At 49.2% G+C, this 16593-nt stretch carries 13 protein-coding genes; 8 read left to right on the top strand and 5 right to left on the bottom strand.

Annotation, left to right across the window (positions count from 1 at the left end; genetic code table 11):
* Nucleotide 1 precedes the first annotated feature (1 nt).
* The 3 genes from hypE to yedF all read left to right on the top strand — a co-directional run bounded on the left by hypE (nucleotide 2) and on the right by yedF (nucleotide 3142).
* Complete coding sequence (gene hypE / locus AYY17_RS16095) at nucleotides 2-1021, top strand: hydrogenase expression/formation protein HypE (protein ID WP_067425272.1); 1020 nt, start codon at nucleotides 2-4, stop codon at nucleotides 1019-1021.
* A gap of 651 nt (nucleotides 1022-1672) precedes the next feature.
* A complete protein-coding gene (gene yedE, locus AYY17_RS16090; RefSeq protein ID WP_067401593.1) occupies nucleotides 1673-2884 on the top strand; it encodes a selenium metabolism membrane protein YedE/FdhT in 1212 nt (403 codons plus the stop codon).
* Between the two features lie 12 nt (nucleotides 2885-2896).
* A complete protein-coding gene (gene yedF / locus AYY17_RS21640; protein ID WP_067401497.1) occupies nucleotides 2897-3142 on the top strand; it encodes a sulfurtransferase-like selenium metabolism protein YedF in 246 nt (81 codons plus the stop codon).
* Nucleotides 3143-3178: 36 nt separating this feature from the next.
* On the opposite strand, the gene AYY17_RS16080 is transcribed toward yedF, so the two are convergent.
* Nucleotides 3179-3805, bottom strand: coding sequence for a TetR/AcrR family transcriptional regulator (locus tag AYY17_RS16080; RefSeq protein WP_067425269.1), 627 nt, complete (start codon nucleotides 3803-3805; stop codon nucleotides 3179-3181).
* An 87-nt stretch (nucleotides 3806-3892) separates the two neighbouring features.
* On the opposite strand from AYY17_RS16080, the gene AYY17_RS16075 reads away from it, so the two are divergent.
* Nucleotides 3893-4597 (top strand): DAPG hydrolase family protein, encoded by a 705-nt coding sequence (locus tag AYY17_RS16075; protein WP_067425266.1) that lies wholly within the window; start codon nucleotides 3893-3895, stop codon nucleotides 4595-4597.
* A gap of 54 nt (nucleotides 4598-4651) precedes the next feature.
* On the opposite strand, the gene rdgC is transcribed toward AYY17_RS16075, so the two are convergent.
* Nucleotides 4652-5560, bottom strand: a complete 909-nt coding sequence (gene rdgC / locus AYY17_RS16070; RefSeq protein ID WP_067425263.1) for a recombination-associated protein RdgC — start codon at nucleotides 5558-5560, stop codon at nucleotides 4652-4654.
* 240 nt (nucleotides 5561-5800) lie between these two features.
* Between rdgC and mak the strand changes: the two genes are divergently transcribed.
* Nucleotides 5801-6709: a fructokinase gene (gene mak / locus AYY17_RS16065; protein WP_067425261.1), complete on the top strand. Its 909-nt coding sequence runs from the start codon at nucleotides 5801-5803 to the stop codon at nucleotides 6707-6709.
* Between the two features lie 116 nt (nucleotides 6710-6825).
* Here mak and AYY17_RS16060 read toward each other — a convergent pair whose 3' ends face one another.
* From AYY17_RS16060 to sbcD, 3 genes are all read right to left on the bottom strand, one after another.
* Entirely contained in the window at nucleotides 6826-7428 is a 603-nt protein-coding gene (locus AYY17_RS16060; RefSeq protein WP_067425258.1) for a nitroreductase family protein, read from the bottom strand.
* A gap of 197 nt (nucleotides 7429-7625) precedes the next feature.
* Nucleotides 7626-11312 (bottom strand): AAA family ATPase, encoded by a 3687-nt coding sequence (locus AYY17_RS16055; protein WP_067425254.1) that lies wholly within the window; start codon nucleotides 11310-11312, stop codon nucleotides 7626-7628.
* Nucleotides 11309-12535: an exonuclease subunit SbcD gene (gene sbcD, locus AYY17_RS16050; RefSeq protein ID WP_067425250.1), complete on the bottom strand. Its 1227-nt coding sequence runs from the start codon at nucleotides 12533-12535 to the stop codon at nucleotides 11309-11311. Before sbcD ends, AYY17_RS16055 begins: the two co-directional genes overlap by 4 nt.
* A 277-nt stretch (nucleotides 12536-12812) precedes the next feature.
* Between sbcD and phoB the strand changes: the two genes are divergently transcribed.
* The 3 genes from phoB (at nucleotide 12813) to brnQ (ending at nucleotide 16587) form a co-directional block, all read left to right on the top strand.
* Nucleotides 12813-13502, top strand: a complete 690-nt coding sequence (gene phoB / locus AYY17_RS16045; protein ID WP_067425247.1) for a phosphate regulon transcriptional regulator PhoB — start codon at nucleotides 12813-12815, stop codon at nucleotides 13500-13502.
* Between the two features lie 24 nt (nucleotides 13503-13526).
* Nucleotides 13527-14822 (top strand): phosphate regulon sensor histidine kinase PhoR, encoded by a 1296-nt coding sequence (gene phoR, locus AYY17_RS16040; RefSeq protein ID WP_067425244.1) that lies wholly within the window; start codon nucleotides 13527-13529, stop codon nucleotides 14820-14822.
* A 433-nt stretch (nucleotides 14823-15255) separates the two neighbouring features.
* The gene (gene brnQ / locus AYY17_RS16035; protein WP_067425241.1) at nucleotides 15256-16587 is read left to right on the top strand and encodes a branched-chain amino acid transport system II carrier protein; all 1332 of its coding nucleotides are present in this window, start codon (nucleotides 15256-15258) and stop codon (nucleotides 16585-16587) included.
* Nucleotides 16588-16593 lie beyond the last annotated feature (6 nt).

Raw genomic sequence — 16593 nt, 5'->3', positions numbered from 1 at the left:
AATGAAACCTATCACTGAAATCACATTAGCGCAGGGCAACGGCGGGCAGGGAATGCAGCAACTGATTGACTCGCTGTTTTTACAGGCATTTTCTAACCCGTATCTGAATGAAAAAGAAGATCAGGCGCGGATCCCGCTGGCAGAATTACAGGCGACAGGCGATCGTCTCGCATTCAGTACTGACAGCTATGTGATTGATCCGATTATTTTTCCCGGTGGCAATATCGGTAAGTTAGCAGTATGCGGCACGGCAAACGACCTTTCTGTCGGCGGTGCCATTCCGCGTTATCTCTCCTGCGGATTTATTCTTGAAGAAGGGCTCTCCTTTGACATTCTGTCACAACTGGTCACCAGCATGGCAGAAACCGCAAAAGCAAACGGAATTCAGATAGTTACCGGTGATACTAAAGTGGTACCACGCGGTGCTGCAGATAAAATCTTTATCAATACCGCCGGAATTGGTGTGATCCCACCACAACTGAACTGGGCAGCAGCACAGTGCCGTCCCGGCGATAAAATTATTGTCAGCGGTACACTGGGCGACCATGGTGCTGCGATCCTCAACCTGCGGGAAAACCTCGGGCTGGATGCGGATCTGCAAAGTGACTGCGCAGTACTTGAGCCAATGCTGGCACCTCTGCGTGCCATCAGCGGCGTCAGAGCTGTGCGGGATGCCACCCGTGGCGGTGTCACTGCGATCCTGCATGAATTTTCCGATGCCTCTCAGTGTGGTATGAATATCGAAGAACAGGCGTTACCGATGAAAAACGCGGTGCGCGGTGTCTGTGAACTACTGGGGCTGGAAGCACTCAATTTTGCTAACGAAGGCAAAGTTGTGATTGTGGTGGCACCGGAAGCAGAAAATGCCGTGCTGGCAGCATTGCACGCAAGCCCGCTGGGGCAGGATGCCTGTACCATCGGGCAGGTAACAGAAGTGAAAAAAGTGAAGGTGCAGGGGATATTCGGGGCAACGAGACTCCTGGATCTCCCGTATAACGAGCCGCTACCCCGCATCTGCTAATCTGCGTCATCCTCCGGTCTGTGGCTGTGTTGGCTGCGCTCAGGATCCCGGGTCACATACTTATGTATGCTCCCCGGGATCCTTCACTTGCCGCCTTGCCACAAACCGGATGATTTAGCAGATTGTCTTTTGGTATATAAAAACACTATATATCAATATGATAAATATGATTTCGGTATTGGATGTCATAAAAATCCCCGGGTCACATACTTGTGTATGCTCCCCGGGGATTTTTATTTGCCGCCTTGCTGTGAAACGAATGATTTAGCAGATTGTTTTTTTTGGTGTTTTTGCAGTGCCAAAGAACATAAGGGAATAACCGGCAAAAAAAGGAAAGCGTAAAGCGCCACGGATGGCGCGATCCGAGCGGACAGGGATGTGTTTACAACGACTTTCCGCTTTGCCGGTTATCCCCGCGTCCCCGGGCTTATGTTATCCATGATTTTCTGGTTTTTTGTGTTTTCGATTTGTCGTTGTACTGGTTATCCCCGGATATCTTTGAGCTTTATCATTCACTGTAAATATTTTTTAGCGCAAAGCGTTATACAGGCGTATGATTTGCGGGTGGATCTGCGCTGTCAGATCCTACTGGTACACACGTACCCTGACATTGTTTCCCGACGCTGTCGGGATTTTTTTTTTGGTAAAAAAATGAACTGGTCTACATTTAAATCAACGTATCTTGTCAAGTTTTGGCAGCCGTTGCCTGCAGTGATCGCCGCCGGCATCTTATCCACATACTATTTTGGATTAACCGGCACATTTTGGGCGGTCACCGGAGAATTTACGCGCTGGGGCGGACACATAATGCAACTGTTCGGCGCAGAACCGGAGAACTGGGGGTATTTTAAGGTAATCGGTTTGCAGGGCTCGCCCCTGGACAGAATCGACGGCATGATGATTATCGGCATGTTTGCCGGATGTATCGCCGCGGCCTTATGGGCAAATAATGTCAAAATCCGTCTTCCGCAGCACAAAATCCGCATCTGGCAGGCCATTATCGGCGGCATGATCGCCGGTTTCGGTGCCCGTCTGGCAATGGGATGTAACCTCGCGGCTTTCTTTACCGGTATTCCGCAATTCTCTCTGCACGCCTGGTTTTTTGCCCTGGCAACCGCTGCCGGTTCCTATTTTGGCGCAAAATTCACACTAATGCCGATGTTCCGTATTCCGGTCAAACTACAAAAAGTCAGTAAAGCATCCCCGCTGACTCAGGATCTGCAACGGGCGAAGCGCCGTTTTCGCCTTGGTATGCTGATTTTTCTGCTGTGTGTCACCTGGTCTCTGTTCACCTTATTTAAATCACCAAAACTGGGTATCGCGATGTTATTTGGTATCGGTTTCGGATTATTGATTGAGCGGGCACAAATCTGTTTTACCTCCGCATTCCGTGATGTTTGGATAACCGGGCGCACCCACATGGCAAAAGCAATTATCCTCGGGATGGCTGTCAGTGCTATCGGGATTTTCAGTTATGTGCAGTTAGGTGTTCAGCCAAAAATTTTCTGGGCAGGACCTAATGCCGTTATCGGCGGCCTGCTGTTCGGGTTTGGTATTGTCCTTGCCGGTGGTTGTGAAACCGGCTGGATGTACCGCGCGGTGGAAGGTCAGGTTCACTTCTGGTGGGTGGGCCTTGGAAATATTGTTGGTGCAACCATTCTTGCGTATTACTGGGATTCACTCGCACCTGTACTGGCAACAGATTACGATAAAGTTAATCTGCTGGATACATTTGGCCCGACAGGCGGCCTGCTGGTGACTTACGGGTTACTGGCCTTTGCCTTTATCTTATTACTGATGTGGGAAAAACGATTCTTTCGCCGTAAAAATCAGGCTGAAACCGCAGCGGCTGCCGCACACTAAGGAGCAATTAAAATGAGTACAGATACCACAACAATTGTACCGGATTACCGGCTGGATATGGTCGGCGAACCGTGCCCGTACCCTGCGGTGGCAACACTCGAAGCCATGCCGTCACTGAAACCCGGGGAAATTCTGGAAGTCGTGAGTGACTGCCCACAGTCAATAAATAACATTCCGCTCGATGCGAAAAACCACGGCTATACCGTGTTATCTATTCAGCAGGATGGACCGACAATCCGCTATCTTATTCAGAAGTAAGCCCTGCGGCAGGTGCCGGTTTAACGCCGGCGTCTGTCACTGTTTCAGCAATGTGACGGCAGCGGTAATGCGTGCCTCAACCGGGTAATCCGGTGCAGGAGGTGCCAGCTTCAGGGCAATCTGGCGCAGCGGCTCTGCCATCACCATTGATAACAGCAAGTCACTGACCAGCGCCGGATCCGGCAGCGGTAAAAAAGTCCGGTGGCGGGAAAGCCATTCAGTCAGCAATGCGCGTCCGCGCTCAATGCCTCCCGTCTGATATCGCGCCAGCAGCGTCTCCCGTCCGGGAAATTCACTGCTCAGCAGACAAAACAGACCCGCCGCCTCAGCACTGAGAACTTTGTGGCTCATCGCAGTCAGATGCTCTGTGAGCAATTGATAAAATTCAGTTTTATCTTTTGTATCCTGCGTAAACAGCGGCACAAATGTGTCAGTCCAGCCACGGACAATACGCTCAACCAGGTCTTCCCGGTTCTCAGCGAAACGATACAGTGTTTTTTTTGATACCCCTGCTTCCTTTGAGACTGCATCCATCGTAGTAGCTGAATAACCTTGCGATAACAGCAGGTTAAGCGCGGCATCGCGAATTTTTGAGATAAGTTCCTGTTCCGGTACAGCCGGACGTCCCCGGCTTTTTGCTTCGGTGGCAGGTTCTGTAGCCATACGTGCGATCCTCAATTGACAAATACCCGTTCAGTGACGATATTAATTAGGAAACGAAATTAGTTTCCTAATTATGGAGTATACGATATGACAGCTAAAAAACAAAATTTACCCTGGGCACTGAATGATATTAACGAATTATTATCCCCGGAACCATTGAGGATGGAAATGGGGCTGGAGCGCAGCGAAGACGGCTTACTGACTGTATCAGTCAGAACGGATCTGCATGGTTGCAAAGGCCGGATGCTGGCATGGTGGTTTACTTTTTTTGAAACCACACAGCATATCCGCTGGTGGCACCCGCATGACCATGTGGCGCATCATGGCTGGGATTCTGTTTGGAAGAAAGGTGAAAATTATATCGGCGCAACTATCCGGGCAGTCGAATCACTCGGGCCGATCCCGCCGGTCGGCGCAACGCTGAAATTTAATGATGCTGCGGATTTTTTTGATGCAGAAAAGCTGGCCGCTGCCCGGGCTGATAATCAGTTTTCTGCCGCAATTTGTGCACATATCGGGTTCGGGGATGATGTAAAAACAGATACGCTGGGCTATCCGCTTGACGGTAAAATGTTGCACATAACGTATGACACCGAATTTGGCTGTGTGCTGCGCAGCCGGTTTTTACTGGGAGCATCACTCAACGATCCACTAACAGAATTACCGGATGAAATAGGTTTCGGATTGATGAAACACTGCTATAACGAATTTACGTACCTGTCCCGTTTTCTGCCGTCTATTTATTACGGCGAGCACGGAAATGATGAAAAAGCACCGTTGCCGTGGGCATAATAAATAACAAAAAACAGCGGGAGCGCCACAAGCGGGGCTCCCGTTTCAGTCAAATCAGCGTTCGGCTTCACCGCCGAGCGCATCAATGGTATTACTGATAAGGGCACTCAGTTCGCCGGTCATCAGGATAAAATCAGCATCAAAACGCTGGGCAAAATCTTCGCGATCGATATCTTCGTTTTTATCTTTCAGTTCATCACTGAATTTCAGACGCTTAATGGAGCCGTCATCAGAGAGCAGGAACTGTATCCGCTCTTCCCAGTCAAGCGCCAGCTTGGTCACACATTTACCGGCCTCGATACAGGTAGCGATTTCATCTGATACCAGATCCTGTTTTTTACAGCGGATCACGCCGCCATCTTCCAGAATAGCTTTCAGCTCAGCTTCATCCATCAGTACAAAACCGGTCGGTAAATCCCCGGAACGTACCCATTCGGTCAAAGTCAGTTCAATCGGATCTTTGGTGGTCAGCGGGATAACCGGCAGCGATCCCAGTGCTTTACGCAGCAGCGCCAGGTTGTCTTCTGCCCGTTTGGCGCTGGCGGCATCGACAATAATCAGGTCGCGCTCAGTGTCAATCCAGATAGTGGTCTGACTGAAACGGCTGAATGCGCGTGGCAGTAACGCGTGAACCACTTCATCTTTCAGTGAGTCTTTCTCGGTTTTTTTCAGTTTCCGGTGCTGTTCATGTTCCAGCCTTTCAATTTTCGCCTGTAATTCCTGCTTGATCACAGTAGATGGCAACATTTTCTCTTCTTTACGGGTACAGATAAGGATCTGTTTACCGGCAGAATGAGTCAGCGCATCACCCCGGGAGCCCATCGGCGATACCCAGCCGGTTTTCATCATGTCCTGACTGCCGCATGGTGTGAAAGCCGAGTGCTCCAGCTGTTTTTCCAGTTCATCAGCAGACAACGGGAACGGGGAGCTAAGGCGGTAAACCAGTATATTTTTAAACCACATCGGACAGTCCTGTTTTATGGCGCACAGTCATTGCGCGGTGACGATAGCATCCGGCTATGATACCGGATCTTGCCGGTTTGCTCACCCTTATTCATTCAAACTGCTGGTTCGTTGGCGGTGTGATGCCAGCCTGCAACTTGAATGATGCCGGGCATATGCAGGGGCTTGATTGTCAGCCTGTCACCTTGCATTATTATATAATGATATCCGGAACATAAATTCATCACGCAAGGGGGCAATATGCGGATCGGAATTGATTTGGGCGGCACAAAGATTGAAGTGATCGCACTGAGTGAGCAGGGGCAGGAATTGTTCCGCAAGCGTGTGGATACGCCGCGTTTTGATTATCAGCAGACATTGCTGGCTATTGCCGGGTTGGTGAATGATGCTGAAACCGCGACGGGTGAGAGAGGCTCTGTCGGTATTGGTATTCCCGGGACATTATCGCCGGTAACGGGACGGGTAAAAAATGCCAATTCGATCTGGCTGAACGGGCAGCCGTTTGATGCTGACCTGAGTGAATTACTGAAACGGGAAGTGCGGGTTGCCAATGATGCAAATTGTCTGGCTGTGTCAGAGGCGGTTGATGGCGCCGGAGCCGGTTTTCCTGTTGTCTTTGCTGTCATTATCGGGACAGGATGCGGTGCAGGAATTGCATTAAATGAACAGGTTCACTGTGGCGGCAACGGTGTTGCCGGTGAATGGGGACATAATCCGCTGCCGTGGCAGAGTGAGAGTGATCGTCAGTTTAAAGGTATGACAGATTGCTATTGCGGCAAGCCGGGCTGTACTGAATTGTTTATCTCAGGCACCGGTTTTATGGCGGATTATGCCGCTCTGAGTGGTGAAACCTGTAAGGGCGCGGAGATTATCCGTCGGTTATCTCAGGGAGATCTTATTGCAGAGCAGGCGATGGCAAATTACGAGCAGCGCCTTGCAAAAGCGCTGGGGCAGGCTGTGAATATGCTGGATCCGGATGTTATTGTACTCGGCGGCGGCATGAGTAATGTGGATCGCCTGTATCAGACTGTGCCGGCACTGATGCGTTCATGGGTATTTGGCGGCGAATGTGATACACCGATCCGTAAAGCGATGCACGGGGACTCAAGTGGCGTCCGTGGTGCGGCCTGGTTGTGGCCGAAAGCCTGAAAAAAAGCCCGCATCCTGAATGATGTTGGGTACAGAAGGTAACGGCGGCGCTTTATGACAGATAAAGCGCCTGATGATTACGGGACAATAAAGATCACTGTAAAAACACAGTGTAATTAGTTAAAGATTTTAAAGCGGTTTTCATCATCCATAAATGCTTTTTCACCGGCTTCCTGTGCAACAGAGCCGAAGACTAACTGTGCGCGCATTTTCCAGCTTTCCGGCAGATCCCATGCTTTACGTACCTGCTCGTCGATAATCGGGTTGTAATGTTGCAGTGATGCGCCGATATTTTCTTCAGATAATGCAGTCCAGACAGCGAACTGTGCAATACCGCTGGCTTGCTCAGACCAGACCGGGAAGTTTTCAGCATACAGTGCGAATTGTTCCTGTAATCCTTTTACTACGGATTGGTCTTCAAAGAACAAAACAGTACCTGCACCGGACAGAAATGCATTATCGATTTTGCTTTCAGTCGCGGCGAAGGCATCCGCAGGAACGATGGCACGCAGGGAATCTTTAACAATATTCCACAATTTTTTATGGTTCTCACCGAACAGAACGACTACGCGTGATGATTGTGAGTTGAATGCAGTCGGGCTGTGTTTTACCGCATCTTTGATGAGTGCAGTGACACGATCCTGAGAAACAGGCAGGTCATTACCAAGGCTGTAGATTGTTCTGCGTTTTTTAATTAACTCGATAAATGAATTAGACATGTTGCTCTCCGTTGAAATTTTTTGTCGGAAAAACAGATTTCCGCTGTCTTGTTACGTCATGTTCAATAGCATATAAGCAATGAATCAAAAAACATACCGAAAATATTTAACATTATGTTTCAAAAAATTCGGTCAATATAAAAAAACACAATAATTATCAATTTCTTATTGTAGCTTTAACTCTGCGTTGTCAGATATCACTCAGGCGTAACCTTATATTCCGGCGATAATTTACTGATCCCCAGTCCGTTCATTTTTCTGACAGAGATCTGTACTGCAATGCGCTCTTTCATGGCTTCAATGTGACTGATAACACCAATTGTTTTACCGGATGCATTCAGGTTATCGAGGGCATCAAGTGCGATATCCAGTGTTTCCTGGTCGAGTGTGCCGAATCCTTCATCGAGGAAAAGGGATTCAATTTGTGTTTTATGACTGACCAGGTCAGATAATGCGAGCGCCAGTGCGAGGCTGACCAGAAAGGTTTCCCCGCCTGAGAGGGTTTTGGTGTCGCGTTGTGTATCGGCCTGCCAGGTATCGGTAACCTGAAGCTCCAGGCTTTCGCCTGATTTACGTTGCAGCACATAACGTCCGTGCAATTTATCCAGTCGTTTATTTGCCAGGTGAATAAGGTAATCCAGCGTTAGTCCCTGGGCAAAACGACTGAATTTTGTGCCTTCAGCGGAACCAATCAAAAGGTTCAGGCGGCTCCAGTCTGTGTATTCCTGCTGACTTTGTGCAATCAGATTAAGCAGGCCACTCTGCTGAACCCGCTGAGTATCATCGGTGCTGAGCTGTCCCTGCAGTTCGCCCTCACGGACACTGAGAGCCCGCAGTTGCTGTGCCAGAAGCGTTTCTTTTTCATTAAGCTGTTCCGGTGTCAGTTCACGGTGTGTTTCCGGCTGATTTTCCAGATGCCGGGCCAGGCGGGACTGACTGTCATTCAGGCTTGTTGCGGCTTTCAGCTGTGCCAGGTTCAGTTCATTTTCCAGCACTTCCAGGCGAAGGTTGTCTTCTTCACTCAGCAATGCTGCGAGAAAATCAGGTTCATCTGCAAACGGGCTGTCAGCCAGGTGTTGCTGAAAACGAATTTGTTCTTTTTCCTGTTGCGCCTGTGAATCCTGCCGCTGCTGTTGCATATGTTTCTCCTCTCCCTGTAAGCCGGAGAGCCTGTTTTGTAATTTTTCCCGTTTTTGTGCCAGCGTGGTCAGCAGCGTTTCCTGTGTCTGCCGCTGAATATGCATTCGTTGTAATTCGGTACTGATAATTTTGTCACCGAATAAATTCCGGCGCTTTTCAGCAATAAGCTGGTGTTGCTTATTGATTTCATTCAGCGTGACAGATTGCTCAGTCAGGCTGCGGGTCAGTTTGGCTGAAAGCGCATCCTGGTTTTGTTGTTGTGCTGTCAGTTCAGACAATTGTTGGGTACTTTGCCGGATATGCTGTTCATTTGCGGTGAATTGCGCACTATCCTGCTGACATTGTGCCAGCCAGTCATCCGTTTGTTCAGGGGCCGGGACGGTATAGCCGAGGGCAGTGACGGCGAGTGTCAGCGTCTCTTCCAGTAACTGTTGTTGCTGCCGGAGTTGTGTTAGCTGCGCGTTATATTCAGTATATTGTTGCAGTAGATATTGTTGTTCCCGCTCTGTGGTTTGCCTGGTTTGCAACAGGCGTTCACAGTCAGCTTCCGCGGTTTGCAGTGTATTCTGATACTGTAAAATCTGTGTTTCCAGCGCGAGACGGTTTTCCAGCTCCTGCTGTTTCTGCTGATATAGTTCATCAGACTGTTGCATGACAGCGGGCAGATCTTCCGGTGAGGTCAGTAAAGCAGTAAATCCACCACCGGCGCAGGCTGCCTGCCACTGAATGTTCAGTTGTGTGAGATTGCTCTCTGTTTCCAGCAGGCCACGGGAGAGAGTGTCAAACTGTGTTTGTGTCAGTGCCAGTAAATTCTGTTTTGCTGACAGCGCCTGCTCAGCCAGCCTGACATCCCGTGTCAGTGTGTTCAGGCGCACGGCGGTGTCATCCGGTTTTATCTGTTGATAATCATTTATTGCCGGATGGGTGGTACTGCCGCATAACGGGCATGGTTCCCCGGATTGCAGGCGCTGACGCTCAGCATCCAGACTGATGATAGTTTGCTCCAGTTGCTGTCGTGCTGTCAGGTCACTGAGATGCTGTTGTTTCTCAGCCAAAACAGGAATTTGTTGTGCGCACCAGGCGGTGAGAGCGGCAATATCTTCCTGCGCTTGCTCTGCGTCCCGCAGTGTGGTTGCTTTGCTCCGGGTCAGCAGAGCTGTCTGCGGAGATAACTGTGACAGTTTTTGCAGCCACTGTTGCTGCTCACCGGCTTGTTTCAGCTGTAACCGGAGTGTATCGGTTCCGGTTACCTGTTGTTCATCCTGCAACTGTGTTTGCAGTGTTACCAGCTGTGAGCGCAGCGGTGCGGTAGTCTGCTGTTTTGCTGTGTAGTTATCTGATAGTTGGCTGAGTGTGGCGGTCAATATCTTCTGTTGTTGTTCGTTAGCCTGCAATTTCTCAGAAGTAAGGTGTATTTGTTCACTGTTTTTATACCTGTCCTGTAACTGATGCTGCCATTGTACTATTGCTGCCGGAAGCGCTTCTTTCTGATGGTTTTCACTATGCCAGAGCAGGTTACGTTCGTGTGTACGGCGTATCTGTGCCTGTTTTTCCTGTAACTGAATAGTCTGAGATTGCAGTTCCTGCTGTTCGGTCTGCGAGTTCTTATATTGCTGTTGCTGTGTACTCAACTGGTTGCTGAGAAGCTGTAATTGATTATCCAGCGGACGAATTTCATTTTCTGCCAGTGCTTCCAGTTCCTGACAGCGGAGGCGATGCGTATTTAACTCAGTTTGCTGTGTTTCATACTGTTCACCCAGGGCAGAAAGTTCCGGGGTTACTGTTTCCGTTATTTGCTGCAATTCGTGTAAACGTGCATCCAGCTGTGAGCTCATTTCCCTGCTGCGTATCAGTGCGTCCCGTGCAGGGCGCAATTTTTCTGCCGGACGCCCTCTGTGCAGTAAAATGAGCTGTGGCTGTGCTTCCTGAATCTGTTGTATAACCGTGGCATGTTGTTGTTGGTGCTGTGCGGTTTCTGTATTCAGCTCATTTTTGTGCTGCCACCAGCGGAGTACCGTTTGTATCTCCGTTTGCAGATTACGTTGTGCTTTTTCTTCCGTTTGCAGGGAACCAAGCTCATCGCGGCACTGCTGGTGTTGTTCCGGTGTCAGCAGACGGATGGCTGATGCCTGTGCTTCCAGCCGGTCCAGCTCATGGCGGGCTTCTTTATGTTGTTCAAATACCTGACGGGAGATTATTCGGTAGATTTCAGTCCCGGTGAGTTCTTCGAGTAAATCTGCCCGTTCATTATCATCAGCATTCAAAAACGCGGCGAAGTTTCCCTGTGATAACAGTACAGAACGGGTAAAACGGGCAAAATCCAGCCCGGTTATCTGAATGATGGTTTCCCGCACCTGTGTAAGTTTATCGGACAATATTTTTCCGGTGGCGCACTCTGCCACTTCCGCTTTCGGTGCCTGGAGATTACCGTCGGCTTTGTCTCTTGCCCGGCGCTGACTCCAGAAGGCGCGGTAGGCTTTACCTTTTACAGAAAACTCGACCTCAGCAAGGCACTCGGCGGTATGACGGGTCATTACATCATTGTGGGATGCGGACGTTTCCACCCGGGGGGTTCTGTGGTAAAGCGCAAGACAGATAGCATCCAGCAGTGTAGTTTTTCCGGCACCGGTCGGGCCGGTAATGGCGAATAAACCGTTGCTGGCGAAAGGCTCTGCGGTGAAATCAATTTTCCATTCACCTTGCAGGGAATTAATATTTTTGAAACGTAATGTCAGGATTTTCATTCACTTTTTACCTTCTGCTCCTCACTGACCTGCTGACAGACCTGCCGGAAAAGCGTGGTCAGGCGGGGAATAGCGTCTTCTTCGGTGTCACTGAGTGCCAGCCGGCGTGCAAAAACTTCTTCGGTGGTGAGTTCATTCAGGGTTTCTTTCAGAATATCACTCTCCTGCCACTGTTGTTTGCGGCGCTCCCGGCGCAGAAGTACCACTTCTGCGGCGTAAGGTTCAGTCAGTGTCTGAATGCGTTTTTGTATGTCCGGCAGATAGTCCCGCCCGGCAATTTCGATATCCAGCCAGACAGGTTGTGTTTTTTCATCCCGCAAAGGAAATTGTGACAGTGCCCGGCTGATAGTATCAAGATCGCCTTTCAGGCAGACCATCGGCTGAAAGCAGGGAACCGGAACCGGTTCAATATGGGTGATTTGTGTGCCGTTTAAGGTCAGCAGAAAGACACTTTTCTCCTGGCCGGTTTCATCAAAACTCAGCGGAACCGGCGATCCACTGTAGCGGACAGTGCCGCTGTCACCGATATTCTGAGCGCGGTGAATATGGCCGAGCGCAATATAATCAGCAGGCGGAAACGCCCCTGCCGGAAATGCCTCCAGGGTACCGATGTAAATATCCCGGACAGAGTCAGTGGTTTTGGCGCCCACGGTGGTCAGATGCCCGGTCATAATGATCGGGACATGGGTGTTCAGCTCTGTACGCTTTGCCACGGCTTTGTCATAAAGTGACTGATAATAAAGCTGTATCGCGCTCAGCAACGCCTGCTGTTTCTCACTTTCTGATTGTCCTGCCTGACTCAGCAGAATATCGCGGGGACGCAGAAACGGAATTGCGCAGATAATCGCACCGGGTTGTTTTTGTTTATTATACAATACGATAAGATCCTGCTCCGGATCAGGACGGGCGACGACATTCACATTCAGGCAGGCAAGTAATTCACGGGACTCATTAAGCGTTGCCACCGCATCATGATTACCGGCCAGTACAATCAGATGACAACCAGTGCGTTGCAGTTTTGCGACAAACTGATTATAGAGTTCCCGTGCATAGCTCGGTGGTGAGGCCGTATCAAAAATATCACCGGCAATAATAAGCGCATCAACCTGTTGTTCTTCAATCAGGTTAATCAGCCAGTCTGAGAACTGCTGATGCTCCTGCAGACGGTTTTTGGTGTAAAAATATTGCCCCAGATGCCAGTCTGATGTGTGAATAATCTTCATTAATTATTGATCCCTGTCCGGAAAACGACTTGTGTGTGCAGTACACGGCTCACAGAAAACAGAGTATAACGGAAATACGTCCGCAAAAAGAGATACTGGATGTTTATACAGTTATTTTCGATACCCCTCGCATTTTTTGTGTAATATGTCATTTTGGTGACATCACCTGTGCGGTACAGACAGACGTATCGGACGATATTCATAAATCTGTCACAAAAGTGACGCATAATCGCGGCACTGTCTGATGAAATGAAATTAACGGTAAACAGGGGTAGTCATGGCAAGACGAATTTTAGTCGTTGAAGATGAAGCACCTATCCGTGAAATGGTCTGTTTTGTACTGGAACAGAACGGGTATCAGCCAATTGAGGCTGATGATTATGACGCGACAATTGCCCGCCTGGTCGAGCCGTTTCCTGATATGGTACTGCTTGACTGGATGATCCCGGGTGGCACGGGTATCCAGATTATCAAATATATGAAGCGTGATAATCAGCTGCGCGATATACCGGTGATGATGCTGACCGCCCGCGGAGAAGAGGAAGATCGCGTAAAGGGGCTGGAAACCGGCGCGGATGATTATCTGACTAAACCGTTTTCACCAAAAGAGTTGGTTGCCAGGGTTAAAGCTATTCTCCGTCGTATTTCCCCGATGGCAGCAGATGACCTCATCGCTATGAACGGGCTGACACTGGATCCCGCATCTCATCGGGTGACCAGCAATGACAATCCGCTGGATATGGGGCCGACTGAATTTAAATTACTGCACTTTTTTATGACACACCCCGAGCGGGTTTACAGCCGCGAGCAATTGCTGAACTATGTCTGGGGTGAAAATGTCTATGTCGAGGATCGTACGGTGGATGTACATATCCGCCGGCTGCGTAAAGCTCTGGAAACAGACGGTCACGACAAAATGATACAGACTGTCCGGGGTACGGGTTACCGTTTTTCCGTGCGTTACTAATGATATACCGCAAGAGGATTGCGCGTGCTTGAGCGTCTTTCGTGGAAAAAAATCGTGCTGGAATTGCTGGTCTTTTGCCTTCCCGCACTTATTTTATCGCTTTTTTTCGGATTTACCGGCTGGTTTCTTGCCGGGGCATTATTTGCGGTAACACTCTGGCATGGTTATAACTTACTGAAATTATCTGACTGGCTGTGGTTGGATCGCAGTGTGTTGCCACCACCCGGGCGCAGCAGTTGGGAACCGATTTTTTACGGTATTTATCAGTTACAGCAGCGCAACCGCAAGCGCCGCCGGGAACTTGCCACATTAATCAAACGTTTTCGCAGTGGTGCTGAGTCCCTGCCGGATGCGGTGGTGATGATGACAGAGGATGGTAATATCTTCTGGTGTAACCGCCACGCTCAGAATTTATTAGGTTTCCGCTGGCCGGATGATAACGGGCAGCACATCTTTAACCTCCTGCGTTATCCGGATTTCAGCCGTTATCTTACACACGGCGATTTTACCCTGCCGCTGACCCTTGAATTGAATAACGGCACCATGATGGAGCTGCGCATCATGCCGTATGCTGAGGGACAGATACTGATGGTGGCGCGTGATGTAACAGAAAAACGTCGCCTGGAAAATTCCCGCCGTGATTTTTTTGCCAATGTCAGCCATGAGTTGCGCACCCCTCTGACTGTTTTACAGGGCTATCTTGAGATGCTGGCTGATCAGGATTTTGATAACCCGATGAACAAAAAGGCAATTATAACTATGCAGGCACAGACCCGCCGTATGGACGGGATGGTGAAGCAGTTATTGCAGCTGTCAAAAATTGAGGTGGCGGTTAAAACTGAGTTTGATCAGCCTGCGGATATTCCGGGAATGCTGATGATGCTGCAACAGGAAGCGCAGACGCTTAGTCACGGGCTGCATGATATCCGCTTTGATATAGATGAAAAATTGAAAATTTTCGGGGATGAGGATGAACTGCGCAGTGCTATGTCGAATCTGGTATATAACGCAGTGAATCATACACCTGAGCATACCCGCATTGATGTCAGGTGGGCTGTGCATAACGGCAATGCCGTTTTCAGTGTAAAAGATAATGGTCCGGGAATTCCGGCTGAGCATTTGTCCCGGCTGACTGAACGTTTTTACCGGGTGGATAAATCCCGCTCCCGTCAGACCGGCGGTTCGGGGCTGGGGTTGGCGATTGTCAAACATGCGTTACAGCATCACCACACTCATCTGGATATTGTCAGTAAACCAGGGAAGGGTGCGGAGTTCAGCTTTACGATCCCTGCAAAGCTTATCGTTAAATCCTCTCACTGAAAGCGGCTCCGGCCGTGAATCAGACTGCAGGTTCGCTGGTGCAGGGAAAGCCTGCATCCGGAATATATTGGGTATAAATTCAGCATATATTAAATGGCTGTTTAAATTTTAAACAAATCATATAGTGTTTATTGAAGCTTACATAACAGCAATCGCTGCTTTAGAAATAGAGTTCGGCAGAAAGTTCTGGTTTTTGCTTTCACTCTTGCCTTTTTTCGCTATAAACGCTCTACTTGTAGTGTGTTATTGGCTAATATCACTGTTTTTTAATTATAATCACTATAGTTATTTATTTTAAATGAATAATGTTTTGCTAATGATTTGTTAAAACAGCAGGAGATGTCGTCAGTGGCAAATCAGGGGGTTGGATTTTATTTTCCGATATTTTTATTAAATAGTTAACATTAAACTAACAATAACAGACAAACATAATATGGCGCATCGTTTAACTTCGAGAGATATTTTAGCCTTAGGTTTTATGACCTTTGCGCTCTTCGTCGGGGCAGGAAATATTATATTTCCGCCAATGGTCGGATTACAGGCCGGTGAAATGGTCTGGACGGCAGCAGCCGGCTTTCTGATAACCGGCGTCGGCTTGCCGGTACTGACTGTGGTTGCACTGGCAAAAGTAGGGGGCGGGATTGAAGCGCTCTGTACGCCGGTTGGTAAATATGCAGGGTTACTGCTGGCTGTTGTGGCGTACTTGTCTGTCGGGCCGCTCTTTGCCACACCGCGTACGGCAACTGTTTCCTATAAAATCGGGATCGCGCCGCTGGTCGGCGGGGAATCTGATATATCACTGCTGATTTACAGCCTCGTTTATTTTGCCTGTGTTATCGGTATTTCATTGTATCCGGGTAAATTACTGGACAGCGTCGGGCATGTGCTTGCTCCGGTGAAAATGCTGGCACTGGCGATTCTGGGTGTTGCAGCCGTTATGTGGCCTGCCGGTGACGCAATTATGTCAACGCCGGAATATAAAGAAATGGCGTTTTCAAACGGGTTTATTAATGGCTATCTGACCATGGATACCTTGGGCGCGATGGTTTTCGGTATTGTGATTGTGAATGCCGCCCGTTCGCGCGGAGTGGAAAATTCCTCTCTTCTGACCCGTTACACCATGTGGGCCGGGTTGATTGCCGGGGTGTTGCTGACCCTGGTTTATCTGGCACTGTTTAAGTTAGGGGAAAACAGCGGGTCAATTATTCCTAATCCGGCAGATGGTGCGGAAATTCTGCATGAATATGTGCAGTATACTTTCGGGAATTATGGCAGTTTCTTCCTTGCGGTACTGATTTTTGTCGCTTGTATGGTGACGGCGATTGGCCTGACTTGTGCGTGTGCGGAATTCTTCAGCCGTTATCTGCCAATTTCATACCGTTCGCTGGTGCTGATCCTCGGCGGGTTCTCCATGGTGATTTCAAACCTGGGGCTGAGCAAGCTGATCGCGTTTTCAATTCCGGTGCTGGTATCGATTTATCCGCCATGTATTGTGCTGATTTTACTGAGCTTCACATTGAAGTTCTGGAAAAAACCGGGTCGGGTGGTTGCACCGGCAATGCTGGTCAGCCTGATTATCGGGACAATGGGCGCGCTGAAAACGACTAAAATGTTTGGCGCATATATACCAACCTGGTTTGAATCATTACCGTTTTATAAATATGACCTGGCATGGCTTGCACCATCGCTCGCGGTCATGGTGGTGTCCATCGTGGTTGATCGCCTGATGGGTTCTGAGCCGGAGACGGTTCAGAAACACGCCTGATAAGAT

Origin of the sequence: Morganella psychrotolerans, assembly GCF_001676055.1 — a bacterium.
Taxonomy (GTDB): domain Bacteria; phylum Pseudomonadota; class Gammaproteobacteria; order Enterobacterales; family Enterobacteriaceae; genus Morganella; species Morganella psychrotolerans_B.
This window is presented reverse-complemented; position numbering and strand designations above follow the sequence as displayed.

Coding starts and splice junctions, on each gene's coding strand:
- AYY17_RS16060 (WP_067425258.1), bottom strand. CDS start 7,428: ATGTCTAATTCATTTATCGAGTTAATTAAAAAACGCAGAACAATCTAC.
- phoB (WP_067425247.1), top strand. CDS start 12,813: ATGGCAAGACGAATTTTAGTCGTTGAAGATGAAGCACCTATCCGTGAA.
- brnQ (WP_067425241.1), top strand. CDS start 15,256: ATGGCGCATCGTTTAACTTCGAGAGATATTTTAGCCTTAGGTTTTATG.
- mak (WP_067425261.1), top strand. CDS start 5,801: ATGCGGATCGGAATTGATTTGGGCGGCACAAAGATTGAAGTGATCGCA.
- hypE (WP_067425272.1), top strand. CDS start 2: ATGAAACCTATCACTGAAATCACATTAGCGCAGGGCAACGGCGGGCAG.
- yedF (WP_067401497.1), top strand. CDS start 2,897: ATGAGTACAGATACCACAACAATTGTACCGGATTACCGGCTGGATATG.
- AYY17_RS16075 (WP_067425266.1), top strand. CDS start 3,893: ATGACAGCTAAAAAACAAAATTTACCCTGGGCACTGAATGATATTAAC.
- yedE (WP_067401593.1), top strand. CDS start 1,673: ATGAACTGGTCTACATTTAAATCAACGTATCTTGTCAAGTTTTGGCAG.
- AYY17_RS16055 (WP_067425254.1), bottom strand. CDS start 11,312: ATGAAAATCCTGACATTACGTTTCAAAAATATTAATTCCCTGCAAGGT.
- rdgC (WP_067425263.1), bottom strand. CDS start 5,560: ATGTGGTTTAAAAATATACTGGTTTACCGCCTTAGCTCCCCGTTCCCG.
- AYY17_RS16080 (WP_067425269.1), bottom strand. CDS start 3,805: ATGGCTACAGAACCTGCCACCGAAGCAAAAAGCCGGGGACGTCCGGCT.
- sbcD (WP_067425250.1), bottom strand. CDS start 12,535: ATGAAGATTATTCACACATCAGACTGGCATCTGGGGCAATATTTTTAC.